We start from the raw sequence: 16822 nt of genomic DNA, 5'->3' as shown, positions 1-16822 counted from the left end.
CAATGAGACCAGTGTAGTTTGACTTTTACAGACCGTCCAAGACATAATTTGCGCATCTTAAGTCCGATTAGGTCTGATATGCTCGATATCCGCCAGCTGCAATACTTCGTCGCCGTAGCCGAGGAAGAACACGTGGGCCGCGCTGCCGAGCGCCTGCACATTTCGCAATCGCCGCTGAGCCGGCAGATCGCCCAGCTCGAGGAAAAACTCGGCCTGACCCTGTTCGAGCGCAGCCAACAGCGCATTCGCCTTACCCGCGACGGCCGCACTTTTCTTACCGAAACGCGCGCCTTCCTGGTCCACGCCACGCGCCTGGAAGCGATGGCGCGCCGCCTCGGCCGGGGCGACGAGGGCGGGCTGTGCATCGGCTACATCGACAACGCCATGCACGCCGGCGTGCTGCCCGACGGCCTGCGCACGCTGCGCGGCGAACGCCCACAGGTGCACGTGGCGCTGTACAACATGCACTCGGCCGAGCAGATCGAGGGCCTGCGCCAGCGCAGTCTCGATATTGCCCTGTTATGCGAGCCGCCGGCGCCCGATGATGCCGACCTCGATAGTGCGCTGGTACGTCGCGATCCGATGCTGCTGGCGCTGCCCGACGGCCACCCGCTGGCCGCGCTGCCGGCACTGGCGCCAGCCGACCTGGCGGCGCAAGACTGGATCCTGGTGCGCCACAAGGACACCGCACGCCAGCACGACAACTTCATCGCCGAGTGCGCGCGCGCTGGTTTTACCCCGCGCGTACGGATGGAGGCGACCGAGCCGCTGACGGCGCTGGGACTGGTGGGGGCGGGACTGGGCATCGCCATGGTGCAGCAGGGCTTGCGGCACCAGGCGCCGCCGGGCGTGGTGCTGCGCGAGCTGCCGTGGTTCAGCTACCGCACGCCATTGTGGGCGGCCTGGCACCGCATCAACCTGCGGCCGCTGGTGGGAGATTTCCGGGCCATGCTGCTCGCCGGCGCCAACGCCAGCGCCGACAGCGGGCAGATCGTCATGTCCGCGCCGCAGCCAGCCTGACAATCGCCGCCGCCAGCGCATCGACATCTTCCACGCGCGTGTACAGGTGCGGCGTCACCCGCACGATCGATTCCGTCCCCAGCTGGCGCACCACGGTAAATATCCGGTGCTCTTCCATTAATCGCTGCGCCACATCCGCCGCTGCCATTCCCTCGATGCCGAACGCGCCGAGAGCACAGTGGCGCGCCGGATCGGTGGGCGTGTACAGGCGCACGCCAGGTACGTGGCGCACCGCGTCCATCCAGCGCCGCGCCAGCCAGCGCAGGCGCGCCTCCTTGTTGGCCGTGCCGATCCGGGCGTGGAAGGCCAGCGCATCGTCGATCGCCATGATCGGCGCCGGCGGCACCGCGCCGAAGTGACCGAGCTTGTCGATATCGGCGGCGGCGTGGGTGCTGTCCGCATAGAACGGCGCGAGGTCGGCGATGCGCTCGCGCGCGACGTACAGCAGTCCCGTGCCCAGCGGCGCCCCCACCCACTTGTGCAGGTTGAACACGACGAATTGCGCGCCCAGCTGCGGCACCCGGTAGTCGAGCTGCGCCAGCGAATGGGCGGCGTCGATGATCACGTCGATACCGCGTGCGCGCGCCATCGCCGCAATCGCCGCCACCGGCATGATCTGGCCGGTGCGGTGCACGATGTGGGTCAGCAGCAGCACCCGCGTGCGCGCCGTGATGGCAGCCGCGTAGGCCGCCACGATCTCGGCGTCGCTGACGGGATCGCGCGGAGCGTCGACCACCAGCGGCACCACGCCGCGCCGCGCAGCCAGGGCGGCGACGATATCGAGCGCGCTGTCGTAGTCGTGGTGGGCGTACACGATCGCGTCGCCGGGCGCGAACGGGTAGCCCTGCAAGACGATGTTGAGCGACTCCACGGCGCTGCGCGTGATCAGCAGCTCCGCCGCATCGACGCCGGTGAAGGCTGCCAGCGCCTGGCGAACCTGTGCCAGGCGTTGCGGCCAGCGCTGGCGCAGGAAATAACTGTTCTCGGCATCGACTTCGTCCTGGTAGCGGCGCAAGGCGGCGCGCACCGGGTTGGCGGGCATGCCGAAGTAGCCGTTTTCCAGGTTGATGAAATCGGGCGAGGGCGCGTACTGTGCGCGGATAGCGTCCCAGAACGCGGTGTCGTCGGCAGCGACGCTGGTGATCGGTGGTGGCACTGTGGACTCCCATGGCAAGCCGCAGCGGGCGGCGTTGCCAGGGAGTGTACGCGAGACGTACTACCGCATCAAACCGCAGCCTTGCGCTGGCGGCGGCGGCTCATGGCGCCCACCAGGCCCAGGCCGGCGAGCAGCATGGCATAGGTTTCCGGTTCCGGTACGGCGGTGATCACGCCGTTGCGCACCTGGAACAGGTACTGGCCAGTGACGCCGTTATTGCTGTTGGCGGTGAGCGCGTTGACGCCGCCGTCGAGCAGCGCGCCGTTGACCAGCGAACCGGCCAGCTGGTTGTAGGTGCCGGCCGCGCCGCTGCCGTTGGCAAAGCCCACCGATGCGGAAATACCGCCCAGGCCGTCCACGCCTTCGTCCGCCTCGCCGGTTTCCCACAGCACCTGATTGTAATTGAAGTAGATGTCGAAGTTGCCGGCGCCGGTGGCGTTGCGGTCCACCAGGATCATCTGGAAGGTATTGAGCTTGTCGTCGCGCGCGGCGAAGTAGCCGACCTGGTTCCAGGTCACGCCGAAGGCGTTCCCGCCCGCGTAGGTGCCGTTGCCGTAGGTGACGGTGCCGCCTGCTGCCGCCCGGGTATCGACGTCGGAGAAAAATGGCGCAATAATCGGTGCGCCCAAGTAATTAGCGGTCAGACCGGTGGGCGTGTAATCCCCTTGGCCGGTACCGAAAGTGATATACCCGTTATTGCTGACATAGGTAGTATTGTAGGTGTCGCCGAAGTAGTTGGCGTTAAAACCGATCGCCACTTCCGACGTGTAGCAATCGTCGCACAGTTCAACGGTACCAAGGTTATTAAAACCGCTGGTCACTGGACCGGCAGCGGCATAGTTGGAGAGGGCAAACAGGGAGGTCAGGGCGCACAGCGTGAGTTTTTTCATGGAGAGTCCGATCAGTGGATTAAATAATAACAGTCACGGAAACGTATATTTTCTTATTCCAATAATTCCTTGGAATAAAATAAAAATACGCTGCTGAAACTGAAGTTTCCCTAGTGTTTAGTTTATATAAATATAATATTTTTATAAACCGAAACATATCATATTGGAAACTTTAAATATTCACACTTTGTAACCGAACTCTTCATTTATTTGATTATTGATCGGACTGCGCAGCCCGTGCGGCGCGGATGCGGGCGCCGAATGGCTGCTGCTCCAGTGCGGCGATGGCCTGTGCCAGGGCGGTGGACAGCGGGTAAGGCAATTGCGCGTCGAGGTTGTCCGCCGCTGCCGCCGTGGCCTGCCAGCACTGCTGGATCTGCCCGAGCAGGGCGCGCCCATTCTTGCTGAGCTTGATCACTTTCTGGCGGCCATCGAGCTTGCCGGCGGCAGCCGTCAGCAAGCCTTCCTTGACCATCAGCGCCACGGTCTGAGTGGCGGCCGGCTGGGTGATGCCGGCCTGGATGGCGATCTCGCCGATGGTCAGTGGTTCGCGTTGCAGCAGCGCTTTCATCACCGGCGTGTAGCGCGGCCGGTAGGTCAGGCCCGCGTCGAGGTAAGACTGCTCGACCGCGCCGTCGAGCAGTTCGATCAGGTGGCGCAATTGTGTTCCCAGTCCCTGCTTCACAATGTGGTGTTCTTTCCGCCCCGTCGCGGGGCAAGATGGTGGGCGCGCCGGGCCTGGCGCAACAGCCACGCGGTGGCAACGGCCAGCACGACCAGGGTGGCGGCCGAGGCCTCGAGGCCGTAAGCGCCGCCGGTGAGCCAGGTCGGGCCGGTGAACTGCAACTGTAGCAGGCCGTGCCCCGGATTGCCCGACGTGGGCACCGAAAACACGCCGCTGGAGACGAAGTTCCAGGCAAAGTGGATGCCGATGGTGAGCCACAGGCGGCGCGTGGCCAGGTAGGCGGCGCCGAACAGCAGGCCGGCCACCACGGTGTTGATCACGGCCAGCGCGGTGACACCGTCATTGGGCACATGCGCCAGCCCGAACAGCAGCGCCGAGACGATCAGCGCCGCCCAGCTGCCCACCGCGCGCTCGGTGATGCGCAGCAGTACGCCGCGAAACACGATCTCCTCGATCACCGCCACGAACAGCATCTCGGTGAGCGACTTGGGCAGCGTGCGCCAGCCGCCGAAGCCCAGCCACTGGATGCCGCCGGTGGCGGCCAGCGCCATCACCGCCAGGAACAGCAGGGTACCGAGGCCCAGCCCCATGCCCAGTTCGCGCCGCAATGCCGCTCCCCCAAGTTCCGAGGCCACGCGTTGTTCCAGCTTGCGCACGCAGTACAGGTAGCCCGTGACACCGAGCGCGGTGGCCAGCAGCGGCGGCCAGTACGCACGCAGCGCCTTGTCGGCAATCTGGTTCGAGGCGATCAGCACCAGCGCCACCGGCAGGCAGACCGCCAGCAGCGCAAGCACGATGCGGACGACAGTAAAACGGGTGAGGCCTGTGGTGGCGGGCGGGTAGTGGGCGATATCCATTGCGACTCCGGGGTTGGGTTGACCATCGATGACGCCAATTATATAAGCACTTATATAAATTGGCACGTGAATTTTTGATGTGTGGTTTTCCCTCCCATCCGGGACGTTACGGGTGCCCGCAACAGGCGCAAAATTGCATCATCTCTTACCTCGCTGCCAGGACCCCGCCATGACCGACAACAACCTCCCCCGCCGCGCCCTGATCATCGGCGGCTCGCTGGCCGGCCTGTTGGCCGCCACCTGCCTGCGCGCCGCCGGCTGGCAGGTGCAGGTGTTCGAGCGCTCGCCGCACGCCTTGAGCGGACGCGGGGGAGGCATCGTCCTGCAGCCCGACGTGACGGCCGCCTTCGACTATGCCGGTGTGCAGCATGACGCCAGCATCGGCGTGCGGTCGGGCGACCGCATTTTCCTTACCGCCAGCGGCGACGTGCTGCAGCGCGCCCATATGCCGCAGGTGCAGTCGTCGTGGAACAAGCTGTATGCGCTGCTGCGCCGGGCCCTGCCCGATGGCATCATCGAAGCGGGCCAGCAGCTCGACCGCTTCGAGCAGCATGACGGCCAGGTCACCGCCCACTTCACCAGCGGCCACCTGGCCACCGGCGACCTGCTCGTCGGCGCCGACGGCCCTTCCTCGGCGGTGCGGGCGCAACTGTTGCCGCAGTCGGTGCCCGCGTATGCCGGCTACGTGGCGTGGCGCGGCCTGGTGCCCGAGCACGCCCTCGACGGCGCCGCGTTCCGCCTGCTGGAACAGGTGTTTACCTTCCAGCAGGGCCAGGGCCACCAGCTGCTCGAGTACATGGTGCCGGGCCAGGACGAGTCGGTCGCCAAGGGCGCGCGGCGCTGGAATTGGGTGTGGTACCGCAACGTCGCCGCCGGCGCTGCGCTCGATGCCCTGATGACCGACACCAGCGGCCGGCGCCGCCGCTACTCGCTGCATCCGGGAGCGGTCAAGCAGGTGGACCACGACGACCTGCTTGCGGACGCGCGCGCCATGCTGGCGCCGCCTTTGCGGCAGCTGGTGGAGGCGACCGCGCAGCCGTTCCTGCAAACCATTGTCGACCTGGAAACCCCGCGCATGGTGTTCGGCCGTACGGTGCTGATCGGCGACGCCGCCTTCATCCCGCGCCCCCATACGGCCGGCGGCGCCGCCAAGGCTGCCGCCAATGCCCACGCGCTGGCGCTGGCCCTCGCCCACGGCGGCGCCGACATCGACGGCGCGCTGGCGCGCTGGGAGCCGGACCAGCTGCGCCATGGCCGCCAGCTGGTGAGCTGGGGCATCGATGCGGGCCGGCAGATCATGGGCAATGCTGCCTAAAACACAGTTCTTACTACATCAGCAGCCAGGCTCAGCCGTCCAGCGACGCATCGAGCCCGGCCAGGTCGGCCGCCAGCCGCGCGCGCATGGTGGCCAGCAGTTGCTGGGCGAACGGTGTCAGTGGCCGCCCGGCCGGCATGACCAGCTGGCAGCCGTATGCGAGGGTTTCCGAAAAACGCCGCAGCACGATGTCGCGGCCTGCGTAATCGAGCGCGGTGACCGGGTTGACGATGGCGATGCCGACGTTGTGGCGTACCAGCTCGCATAAGCTGATCGTATACGGTGTTTCGACCACCGTTTCGGGTACGACGCCGTGGGCGCGAAAGATGGCGTCGAGCCGCACGCTGGTGCCGTCCTCGGGATTGAGCGCCAAGAACGGGTAGCGCGCCAGGTCGGCCGGGCGGATCACCTTCTTGCGCGCTAGCGGGTGTTTCAACGGCAGCGCCACCACGCCGTTGTAGCGGGCGAACACCGAGTGCTCCAGGCCGTCGGCACTGACCTCGTCGGCCATCAGGCCGATATCGGCCTCACCCGCCAGCAGGCGCGCGCGCACGTCGCGCGACGACATGATCTGCAACGACACCTTCACCATGCGCTCGCTTAGTTGCAGTTCGCTGAGCACGCGCGGCAGAAAACCCACGCCCATGCCCGGCAGGCTGGCGATGCGGATGCGGTTGACACCAAACTGGCGCAGGCTGCGCAGCCGGTGTTCGATGGCATCCAAACCCACGAAACAGCGATGCACCTCGGCCAGCAGCGCATGCGCCTCCTGGGTGGGCACCAGCTTGCCCCGTACGCGTTCGAACAGCGCCAGACCGGCATGGGTTTCCAGCTTGCGTAGCGACAGGCTCACGGCCGGCTGCGTCAGGTTGAGCAGGCGCGCCGCCTTGCTGGCGGAGCCGGCCGTCATCACGGCGCGGAAGATCTCGATTTCGCGGAGCAGCATGGTCGACGGTAGCTTGAGGGTATAAGCCCAGTTTATAGCTTGCGAAGTCGGGCAGCAAGCACGGCGGTCGCGTTTGCCTACAATGCGCTGATCGTCCCTCGCTCATCACCCATCATCCATCACCTAAAGGACCGCCATGACCATCAGCCGCCGCACCTTTCTCCAGGGTTCCATGATTGCCGCCGGCACCGTTGGCGCAACGCCTGCGCTGCACGCGCAGGCGCAGACGCCGTTCATCAAGGCGCCAGCCGGCCCGGTCGCGCAAGTGGTGCGCGACGAAGCGTACTGGCGCGAGATCCGGTCGCACTACGACGTCAGTGGCGACTTCATCAACCTGGAAAACGCCTACTACGGCATCATGACGCGCGCGGTGGCGGACGACTTCAAGCGCAATATCGACCGTCTCAACCGCGACAACTCGTACTTCCTGCGGCGCGAGTTCGACCGCCAGGGTATCGAGGCCATCCGCGCCACGCTGGCGCAGCACCTGGGCGTGCCCACCGACGAGGTGGCGCTCACGCGCGGCGCCACCGAATCGCTGCAAAACCTGATCAGCAACTACCAGCTGCTCAAGGCCGGCGACACCATCATGTATGGCGACCTCGACTACGATTCGATGCAGTACGCCATGAACGATCTGGCCGCGCGCCGTGGCGCCACGGTGGCCATGGTGACCACCCCCGAGCCGGCCACGCGCCAGGGCGTGCTGGACGCGTACGAGCAGGCGCTCAAGGCCCACCCGCGTACGCGGTTGCTGCTGCTGACCCACATCAGCCACCGCACCGGCCTGGTGTACCCGATTGCGGAACTGGTGAAGATGGCCAAGGCGCGCGGCGTCGATGTGATCGTGGACGTGGCGCAGTCATGGGGGCAGCTCGACTACCAGCTGCCCGACCTGCAGGCGGACTTCGTCGGTGGCAATCTGCATAAATGGATCGGCGCGCCGCTGGGCCTGGGCTTCATTTACATCCGCAAGGAGAGAATGAGTGCGATCGGCGTCCACCTGGGCAACGCCGACTACGCTCCCACCGACATCCGCGCGCGGGTACTGGCCGGCACCGTCAACGCCGCCGCGCTGATGACCATCCCCGATGCGCTGCGCCAGCACGACGCCATGGGCACCCGCAACAAGGGCGCCCGCCTGCGCCATCTGCGCGACCACTGGGTGGCGCAACTGCGCGGCAACAGCAAGGTGCAGATCCTGGCCCCCGACGACATGAGCGGCGCCGTCACCTCGCTGCGCCTGGCCGGCAAGACAAGTTTTACAGACAACGTCGCCCTGCAAAAGATTCTGATCGACCAGTACGGCATCTTCACGGTGCCCCGCAAGGGACCGGCAGGCGGCGCCTGCCTGCGCGTGACGCCAGCCCTGTTCACCACCACCGCAGAACTCGATAAATTCACCACCGCGATCGGAAAAATCACCACATGAATTGACAACAAAAACGGCCATAAAAACGCCCCGTAAATATTTATATATACTGTTTATACGAAATAAACTATTTATTCTATATAAACGATATAAAACATTTATTCTCAGCGGTGTTTTTGACGGTTTTACAGGGTGAAAGCGGCCGCTAAATAGATGGCGCGGCCGTCGCCCGGAGCATGGCGGGTCTGGTCGTTTTGCCAGACATATTCGTAGTACCGGTTGGCCAGGTTTTTTACTTGCACCTCAATTGTCACTTGTGGCGAGACGCGGTACGACGCGCCCAGGTTGAGCAGCGTATAGGCGCCCCAGGTGTTGCCGGTGTTGGCCGTGGTGAGGAAGTAGCCGCCCTGCCCGCTTGCCCATGCCGACACCTTGAGGGCGGCAGCCACCTGCCAGTCGTAACCAGCCGAGTACAAGGTGCGCGGCACGTGGTCGATCTGCTTGCCCAGCGTCGCTGGCGCCGCCGGGTCGGGTTCGATGATGCGCGAGCGTTGCAGCGAGTAGCTGAGCCAGGCGTTGCCGCTGGCGCTGGTGCGGGCGTTCAGTTGCAGATCGGCGCCCTGGCGCCGGGTGCGGCCCAGGTTGTCGGAGCCGCCCGCCGGATCATTGAGCCGACGCTTGACCTCGCCCGATGCATCCTGCCGCCATAGCGCCACCCGGCCATCGAGCCATTCGCTGGCGGCGAACTTCACCCCGCCTTCCCAACCCTCGTTGATCGATGGCCGCAGCGAAGCGGCCGTGCTGCGATAGGCCGCCGCGCCTGCCCCCACCTGGAAGGTGCGGCCCCAGTTGCCGTACACGCTGGCGCCCTCGCCCAGCGCGTACACGGCGCTGAGCTTGGGCTGGCGAATCAGGCCGTAATCCTCGATGGCGTAGCGCACACCTTTCGACGGATCGTTGAACGACCCATCCACTTGATCGACCCGGTAGCCCGGTATCACCTTCAGGCCGGCCACTGGCTGCCACACGGCCTGCACGTAGGCGCCATAGGTGTCGAAGCGGAAGCGCTGGTCGCGCATGGCGGCCACCCGCACCTGGTCCACCGTGTTGTAGCGCGGACTGCGATCGTTCTGGTGCTCGGCGCTCACGCCCGTTTCCAGCGCCAGCAGCGCCGATGGCCGGTACGTGGCGCTGGCGATCAGGCCCACGTGGCGCTCGTCGATCATGCGCTCCTGCTGCGATGCCGTCACCGCGTAGCGCAGCCAGCGCTGGTCGCGCACCGTGTTGACATAGGCCTTGGTCGCCAGCGACCAGGCGCCATCGACCTTGTGGTCGAGCTGCACGCTGGCCTGGGTCATGGCGCGGTTGCCACCGGTCGAGCTGGCGTAGTCGTAGGCGCTGGTCGGATGACTGCGCGCATCGCGCGCCTCAAGGTAGCCGGCCTCGTCGCCGTCGCCTTCGGTGTGGCGGACCGACAGGCCGCTGCGGGTGCGGCCGTCGTCGCTGGTGTAGAACCACTTGCCACTGACCGTGTATTTTTTGAACGCAGAATTATCGCGGTAGCCGTTCGAGTCGACATAGCCCAAAAAATAGTTCTGCGACCAGTTGCCGTGCTCGATGCCTTGCGCCACCTGCACCTCGCGCGTGCCGAAGCTGCCATAGCTGATCCGCGCCTGCCCCTCGTTGCCGCCGCTGCGCGTGGTGACGTTGGCGTTGCCGGCGATATTGTGCAACCCGTAGCGCGGGTCGTTGGTGCCGCGCACGATCTCGATGCCGGTGATCTCGAGCGGGAACAGCATGTCGAGGAACGGCATGCCGCCGGCGTTGTCGTTGGCCGGAATGCCATCGATCAGTAGCTTGACCGCGTTGACCTCGCCCTCGCCGTTAAAGCCGCGAAACGACAGCTTGCCCGATTCGTTACCTTGCCGGAATTGGGTGAGCATCACGCCCGGTGCGCGCGCAAACAATTCCCATGCGTGCTGCACCTGCTGGTCTTGCAACAGCTGTGGTCCCAGCACATCGACCGAACTGAGGACGTTGCGCGCCGACAGCGGCCCGGTGCGCTGGGCGCTGATTTCCACTCGTTCCATCTTGCCGAGCATGAGCGTCGACTCTTCCTGCGCCTGTACCGTGGCGACGGCCGAACCCAGCACCGCGCAGACGAGCGCGTGCTTCATAATTACCTTGTGCATGATTGTTCCTGTGTAGTCTGGCATAGCATCCCGGCCAGGCGGGATGCGCGAAGAAGCACTACACGAGGGCGGGTGGACCGCGCGGGGCGGCCGGTGACCACGCGAACTGCACGCTCGGGGCGGTGTAGAACAGCAGCGGGAAAACGTCGTGGCCACCGAGCACGGCAAACACGATGGCCGGCGGTGGCGCCAGCGCCGGACCGCCGGCATGGGCGGCGCAGTACGGGCAGTTTTTCAGGTGGTGAGAAAGCGGATCGGAGGCCGGCTGCGGCTGGCCGCCGGGCTGTTCGACACCGAGCTGGACCAGCTTGCTGCCGGCAGCGGTACAGATTTCTGCCCAGCCGGCGCTGGCCCGGTTGACGGCCAGTGCCTGCGATACCGCCGGCGCGAGCGCACTGAACAGGATGGCCAGCATGGCGATCCAGAGCGTCAGACGGCGGCGGGCGAGGGAGTAAAACATGGCCCGATTATAGAGCAACCCGGCCAGCCGTCAGCGCCAGGCAGGCGCTGCGTTCCAGGCCAGCGCTTACAACGCCGCGCGCAAGGTCACCACCACGTTGCGCGGATCGCCGTAGTAATAGGCCAGGCCGGTCGGGGCAAAGCGCTTGTAGTAAGTCTTGTCGGCGAGATTGTTGACGTTGATTTGCACCGAGTAGCGGTCGTTGAAGCGGTAGCCGGCCATGGCGTTGAGCACCGAGTAGCCACCCTGGCGCGCGGACAGGCCGCTGCCGGTGACGGTGGCGTCGCTCTGGATGTTGGCGCCGCCGCCCACGGTCCAGCCCTTGAGCAGGCCGGCCAGGCGGTAGTTGCTGAAGAAGCGCAACTGGTGGCGCGGATCGATCGCGCGCAGCGGCTGGTTGGTGTTGGCGGCGGTATCGACCACGTACTTGGTGCGGGTGTTGGTGTAGCCGCCCTGGATGCTCCAGCCGGGCATCAGCTCGCCCGACAGCTCCGCTTCCCAGCCTTGGCTCTCGGTCTTGCCGCCGGCAATGCGGCAGCGGCCCGTCGGGTTCGACGGCGCGCAGGTGGCCGGTCCGGTCGAGTCTTCCACGGCGCGACCGACGTTGTTGATGCGGAAGATGCCGGCCGATGCGTTGAGCTTGCCGCCGAAGAATTCGCCTTTCAGGCCCGCCTCGTAGTCTTCGCCGGTGATCGGCTTGAGCATATTGTTGTTGACGTCCTTGACGTTCTGCGGCGTGAAGATTTCGGTATAACTGACGTAGGCGTTGAGCTTTTTCGTGATGTCGTACACCAGGCCCACGAACGGCGTGGTCTGGCGCTCCACCTTGTAGCTGGTGGCAGGGGCCGCCGGGGCGCGGTACTCGTACCAGCTCAGGCGCACGCCGGCCAGCGCCGTGAGCGAGTCCATCAGCGACAGGCTGGTGGTGGCATACACGCCCTGCTGCTGGACAAAGGTCGGCTGCAAGGTGTTGACCGTGACCAGGTCGTTTTCCGGGTAGGTGCTGTACGGATCCCAGTTGCGGATGTCGATGTTATTGAGCGGGAACTGGTTGCCCAGCCCGGCCGTGGCGACCGTGCGCGTGCGCAGCGTTTCCGCGCCCACTACCAGCTTGTGCTGGCGGCCCAGCAGCGTGAACGGGCCGTTGGCGCTGAGCGAGTAATTGTCCTGCTGGCTGTCGTCGCCCGTGTATTGCGACGTGGTCACGCCGAACAGGTAATCGTCCTTGCTGCCGGTGGGACGGGCGATGTACGACTGCTTGAAGCCGTTCGGATCCATTTTCAGGTGCAGGTAGCCGGCGCTGGCCTTGGCGCTCCAGCCATTGTCGAAGCGGTGCTCGAGTTCCACGAAAGCCTGCTCGTTGGCGCGGTTCCAGCGGTTCCACGAGGCGCCGAGAAAGGTGTCGCGCGGCAGGTTCATCGACGAGCCGTCCAGCTTGGCCGGCATGCCGCCCCACGCGCCGGTGGCATCCAGCTCGGTGCGCTGCAGGCTGGCCGTGAGCAGGGTGTCGGACGACAGGTCCGCTTCCACCACGCCGTACAGCACCTGGCGGTCTTCCTGCATCGCCTTCTGGAACGAGTCCTTCTTCTCCCTGACCGCTACCAGGCGCGCGCGCACGGTGCCGGCATCGTTGAGGGCGCCCGCGATATCGCCTTCGGCACGGCGCCGGTCCCACGAGCCGAGCACGGCCGTGGCGGACGCCTGGAAGTCGCGCGTGGGGCGCTTGCGCATCAGGTTGACGGTAGCCGACGGATTGCCCGAGCCGCGCAACATGCCCGACGCGCCGCGCAGCACTTCCACGCGGTCGAGCACGGCCGCATCGGGCTGGGCAAAGGCCGAGCCGCCCTGGGTGATGGTCAGGCCGTCGATCTGCATGGCGTCGATCTGGTAGCCGCGCGAGTGATAGGTGATGCGTTCGCTGTCGGTGTAATCGACCGCGATGCCGGGCGTGGCCAGCATCAGGTCGGTCAGGTTGAGCAGCGCGCGGTCTTCGATGAACTGGCGCGTGAGCACGGTGACCGGCTGCGCAATCTCGCGTACCGACTCCAGGCCCTTGACGATCGACGTCTTGCGGCTGCCGAACGAGCCAGAGTTCTCGGTGGTGACACGGTCGCTGGTACCGGTGACGGTCACGGTGGGCAGCAGCGCGTCGCGGTCGCCATCGGCACGCGCTGGCGCCACGGCATCGGCAGCATCGGCAGCATCGGCAGCGTGGGCGAGCGGGAACGTGATGGCCGCGCTCGCGCAGAGCAGTGCCAGTCGGGCCGCCAGGCGCACGGGGCGCATGGCTGGCATGGATGAAAATGGTTTGCCTGCGCGGTGGAACATCACAACTCCTGAATGGTGAGCAATCTAAATGATAATCACTCGCAATTATAATCAGGAATTGTGACTACGTCTATGCTATTAAAGTGTAACCATCCGGGTAGGTGGGGGGCTGAATTAGTACCGCACGAACTTCGATTCATCCGGCCCGGTCGAGGCGAACTCCTGTTGGCGTGGCGCTGCGATGTTGCGTGCAGCCGCAGCCGGGCGTGCCTGGTGTCTACTGGCGCCGGGATTGCCCGATGCGGCGCCGGGGCTTCTTACGCTGCCGGCGACCCGGAAGAAACTCATCGCCTGCTGCAACTCCTCGGCCTGGCTGCTCATCTGTTCTGCGGTGGACGCCAGTTGTTCGGAGCCGGCGGCGTTTTGCTGGGTGGTCTGGCTCAGCTGGGCGATGGCGGAATTGATTTGCGCCAGGCCGGCCGACTGCTCTTCGGAGGCCGACGTAATTTCCTGCACCAGGTCGGACGTCTTGCGGATATTGGGCACCATCGCGCCCAGCATCTGGCCGGCCTGCTCGGCCAGGCTCACGCTGCTGGTGGCCACTTCGCCGATTTCCTGGGCGGCGACCTGGCTACGCTCGGCCAGCTTGCGCACTTCGGCCGCCACCACCGCAAAACCCTTGCCGTGTTCGCCCGCGCGCGCCGCTTCGATGGCGGCGTTCAAGGCCAGCAAATTGGTCTGATAGGCGATGTCGTCGATGATCAGGACCTTGGCGGCGATCTGCTTCATGGCCGACACCGTCGAACGCACCGCTTCGCCCCCTTCGGTCGCTTCAACGGCTGCGCGGCTGGCCATGGCGTCGGTGACCTTGGCGTTGTCGGTGTTTTGCGCCACCGACGCGGTCATCTGTTCCACCGAGGCCGACGTCTCTTCCACCCCGGCCGCCTGTTCGCTGGCGGCCTGCGCCAGCGAGTTGGCCGTCGCACTGACTTGCTCGGAAGCGGCCGCCAGTCCTTCGGCATTGGCGTTTACTTCCGACACCACCTGCGCCAGCTTGGCCACGGTGGTGTTGGCGTATTTTTTCAGTTCGCCGAACGCGCCTTCGTACGGCTTGTCGATGGTTTGCGTGAGGTCGCCGTCGGACATGGCGCCCATCACCCGCACCACGTCGTCGATACTGGCGCCGGTGGTGGTGGCCAGCTGGTTCAAGCCTTCGCCCATGTCACGCTGGAAGCCCTGCAAACCGGCCAGCTCGACGCGGGCGCCAAAGTTGCCACGATTGGCCGCTTCCACCACGGTGCGCTGGCCGTCGATCACCTGCTTGAGCTTGGCCACCATCTGCTTGACCGTCAACAGCAGGCTGCCCTTGTCGCCGGGCCGGGTGACGACCTCGCTCGACAGGTCGCCATCGGAAATGCGCTGCATTACCTGCGCCGCATAGGCAGGCTCACCGCCGAGGCTGCGCACCAGGCTGGCCGTGATGGCCCACGCCAGCACCACCGCGATGAGTACCGCGCCAGCCGATAATGCGATCACCAGGTTGCGCGTGCTCTCGAAATTGTCGTTGGCAATGCGGCGCTCCTCGTCCATCAGCGCGACCTGGTACTTGACCAGGTTCTCCAGCGCAGCGAGGTAGGCGCTGTTGATCGTCACGAACTCTTCCTTCATAAACTCGAGCGCACGCTTGGGGTCTTCCTTGATCAGCGCATAGAGCTGGTTGTAGGCCGGGTTGAGCACATTGTTCTTTTCGACGATGTCCTGGTACAGCGCGCGGCCCTTGTCGCTGTTGATCAGCTTGTCCAGCCTGGACACCGCCTCCGCCACCTTGACCCGGTTGGCCTCGGCCGCTGCCTTGTACTTGTCGCGCTCGGCGTCGCTGGTGGCCAGCATCATGCTGCGTACCTGGCGGCCGTTGTCGATGGTGCGGGTGGCGGCCTCGTTGGCCATCATCACCTTCGGGTAGCGGTCTTCCATCAGCAAGTCCATGTCATGGTCCATGGCCGCCATGCGCGTCAGGCTCACCGCCGACAGCACCAGCAGCAACACCACCACCGCGCCGAAACCGATCGCCAGACGTACCGCTACCTTCATGTTTGCAAACATAGTCGCTCCTGAAACGGATATGCGCATGCCTGCCAACCTGAGGGCGACGGCATGCAGGGGGAAAAGAAGAGGGAATGACCGCTGGTACAGCTAATGCAGCGCACAGCTAGCGGCATGCAAGGAGTAATCGGGGGCGTTGTGTGGCGCGGCGCCGGGGCGCGCCGCTGGTGTTGCGCGGACAAGCCAACCACACGATCCATTGCAGCCCCATTCCGGAGAAGCCGGAAGCAAAAGTCTGACATTGATCATGTCATGGGGCCGTGATTTGTGGCAAGCATTTTCAAGCAGGGTGTTGCAGGCTACCCCGCTGCCCGGTGTTTGCGCCAGATCAAACGCGTGCGGGTAGCCGTCGCAATACGCCCCCGCGCCAGGCCAGTAGCGCCAGTCCCAGCACCAGCATCAGCCAGGAACCCGGTTCCGGCACCGGCGTGAGCGCATTGCCAGCGCCCAGCACATAGCTGAAGCCATAGATGCCACCGTTGAACGAGAAGCGCACCAGCAAATCGAGCGTGCTGGTGTTGAATACACCCAGGTCGAGCACGTTATCGGAGAAGAACAGTGCGGCCTGGTCCGGGTTGTTGAAGCTGCCCGCGTACAGTTCGGTCGCGCCATTGCTGACCGAAAACTCGAAGTTGGCGGTGTCGAAGTCCGAGTTATACGGCAGTCCCAGGCCCAGCAGTAAATGGCTGCCGGCGGCAAACGGTACGCTGTATTGCGCCGTGGCGGTAAACGGGAAGAACATCGCCCCCATGGTGCCTGCGCCCAGCACCTGTGCATCGTCGAACGCCGCCGCAATGCTGGGCGAGGCCGCCATCAGCGGCGCCAGCGAGGCCGGATCGGGCAAGGCGCTGGCGTACGAGGCGACCATGCCGGTGGCGGCATCGGGCGTCCACGGGCCGTAGGCGTTGCCGCCCACGTTGGCAGCGCTGTAAGCCTCGGGCTGGTAGAACTCGGCGGGCTGTGCCGAGCTGGCGGTTGCCACCACCACGGCGCCCAGGCTGGCGTCGCTGTAGCTGCTGCGCGCCAGCACGTCGCCGCCGCGGAAACTGGCCAGCGCGTGCGCGCGCGCCTCTGGCGCCAGCAGCGAGGCAGGCGGCAGTGGTGGCCGGCTGGCTGCGCGGTTGACCGAGGCCTGGGCGATGGCCGATGCCGGTTCGGTATTGCCAAAGCGGCCGCTGCCGGACATGGCGACTGCATCCGCGCTGGCGTGCCAGGCTGATGTGGCGTCGGCGCGCGCGATTGCCGGCGCGCCAGGGTTGAAGAAGGCGCCGCCCCCGTTGGCGGTGGCGGCAGCGACCGCGCCGTAGTTGGAAGTGACCGTGGCGCGCGCGTTGGCGGCTCCGCCCTGGTCGCCGCCGGCGCCTACGGCGGCGATCACCGCATTCCAGCTGCCGGCCGCCGGCGCGGCGCCGGTAAGCGAGATGGTGCTGGCGGCATTGCCGCCCGCGCCCGGCGTGCCCGACAGCGGGTCGGTGAACGGGTTGCCAGCGCCGCTGCCCCCGATGCCGCCGGCGGCAACGCCATGTCCACCGTCACCAGCGGCCTCGGCGGCGCACTC

Annotated in this window: 13 protein-coding genes; 3 read left to right on the top strand and 10 right to left on the bottom strand. The window is 65.7% G+C overall.

The annotated features are described in order from the left end of the window. Positions 1-78 precede the first annotated feature (78 nt). Entirely contained in the window at positions 79-1020 is a 942-nt protein-coding gene (locus DUPY_RS17300; RefSeq protein WP_070249641.1) for a LysR substrate-binding domain-containing protein, read from the top strand. Here the strand turns inward: DUPY_RS17300 and DUPY_RS17295 are convergent. The 4 genes from DUPY_RS17295 to DUPY_RS17280 all read right to left on the bottom strand — a co-directional run bounded on the left by DUPY_RS17295 (position 995) and on the right by DUPY_RS17280 (position 4608). Continuing rightward, positions 995-2176 (bottom strand): aminotransferase class V-fold PLP-dependent enzyme, encoded by a 1182-nt coding sequence (locus tag DUPY_RS17295; RefSeq protein ID WP_070249640.1) that lies wholly within the window; start codon positions 2174-2176, stop codon positions 995-997. The two genes, DUPY_RS17300 and DUPY_RS17295, sit on opposite strands and share 26 nt — an antisense overlap. Positions 2177-2244: 68 nt before the next feature. After that, the gene (locus DUPY_RS17290) at positions 2245-3066 is read right to left on the bottom strand and encodes a nidogen-like domain-containing protein (RefSeq protein WP_070249639.1); all 822 of its coding nucleotides are present in this window, start codon (positions 3064-3066) and stop codon (positions 2245-2247) included. A gap of 214 nt (positions 3067-3280) precedes the next feature. After that, on the bottom strand, positions 3281-3727 hold the full coding sequence (locus DUPY_RS17285) for a MarR family winged helix-turn-helix transcriptional regulator (protein WP_229255409.1): 447 nt from the start codon (positions 3725-3727) through the stop codon (positions 3281-3283). Between the two features lie 20 nt (positions 3728-3747). Continuing rightward, positions 3748-4608, bottom strand: a complete 861-nt coding sequence (locus DUPY_RS17280; protein WP_070249637.1) for a CPBP family intramembrane glutamic endopeptidase — start codon at positions 4606-4608, stop codon at positions 3748-3750. Positions 4609-4777: 169 nt separating this feature from the next. Between DUPY_RS17280 and DUPY_RS17275 the strand changes: the two genes are divergently transcribed. Then, entirely contained in the window at positions 4778-5923 is a 1146-nt protein-coding gene (locus DUPY_RS17275; RefSeq protein WP_070249636.1) for an FAD binding domain-containing protein, read from the top strand. A gap of 31 nt (positions 5924-5954) precedes the next feature. Here the strand turns inward: DUPY_RS17275 and DUPY_RS17270 are convergent, their stop codons facing one another. Then, entirely contained in the window at positions 5955-6869 is a 915-nt protein-coding gene (locus tag DUPY_RS17270; RefSeq protein ID WP_070249635.1) for a LysR substrate-binding domain-containing protein, read from the bottom strand. A gap of 136 nt (positions 6870-7005) precedes the next feature. On the opposite strand from DUPY_RS17270, the gene DUPY_RS17265 reads away from it, so the two are divergent. Continuing rightward, the gene (locus DUPY_RS17265; protein WP_070249634.1) at positions 7006-8301 is read left to right on the top strand and encodes an aminotransferase class V-fold PLP-dependent enzyme; all 1296 of its coding nucleotides are present in this window, start codon (positions 7006-7008) and stop codon (positions 8299-8301) included. 125 nt (positions 8302-8426) lie between these two features. Here the strand turns inward: DUPY_RS17265 and DUPY_RS17260 are convergent, their stop codons facing one another. The 5 genes from DUPY_RS17260 to DUPY_RS17240 all read right to left on the bottom strand — a co-directional run. Next, positions 8427-10433, bottom strand: a complete 2007-nt coding sequence (locus tag DUPY_RS17260) for a TonB-dependent receptor (RefSeq protein WP_167359079.1) — start codon at positions 10431-10433, stop codon at positions 8427-8429. A 58-nt stretch (positions 10434-10491) separates the two neighbouring features. Then, entirely contained in the window at positions 10492-10893 is a 402-nt protein-coding gene (locus tag DUPY_RS17255) for a DUF2946 domain-containing protein (RefSeq protein WP_070249633.1), read from the bottom strand. A 66-nt stretch (positions 10894-10959) separates the two neighbouring features. Beyond that, on the bottom strand, positions 10960-13221 hold the full coding sequence (locus DUPY_RS17250) for a TonB-dependent siderophore receptor (RefSeq protein WP_070249632.1): 2262 nt from the start codon (positions 13219-13221) through the stop codon (positions 10960-10962). 114 nt (positions 13222-13335) lie between these two features. Then, positions 13336-15264 carry a methyl-accepting chemotaxis protein gene (locus tag DUPY_RS17245; protein ID WP_070249631.1) on the bottom strand — a complete coding sequence of 643 codons (1929 nt, stop codon included), beginning with the start codon at positions 15262-15264 and terminating at the stop codon, positions 13336-13338. A gap of 328 nt (positions 15265-15592) precedes the next feature. Then, on the bottom strand, positions 15593-16822 hold a 1230-nt coding region (locus tag DUPY_RS17240; protein WP_141749588.1), incomplete at its 5' end, for a PEP-CTERM sorting domain-containing protein.

The organism is Duganella phyllosphaerae (assembly GCF_001758785.1).
GTDB classification, from domain to species: domain Bacteria; phylum Pseudomonadota; class Gammaproteobacteria; order Burkholderiales; family Burkholderiaceae_D; genus Rugamonas; species Rugamonas phyllosphaerae.
This window is presented reverse-complemented; position numbering and strand designations above follow the sequence as displayed.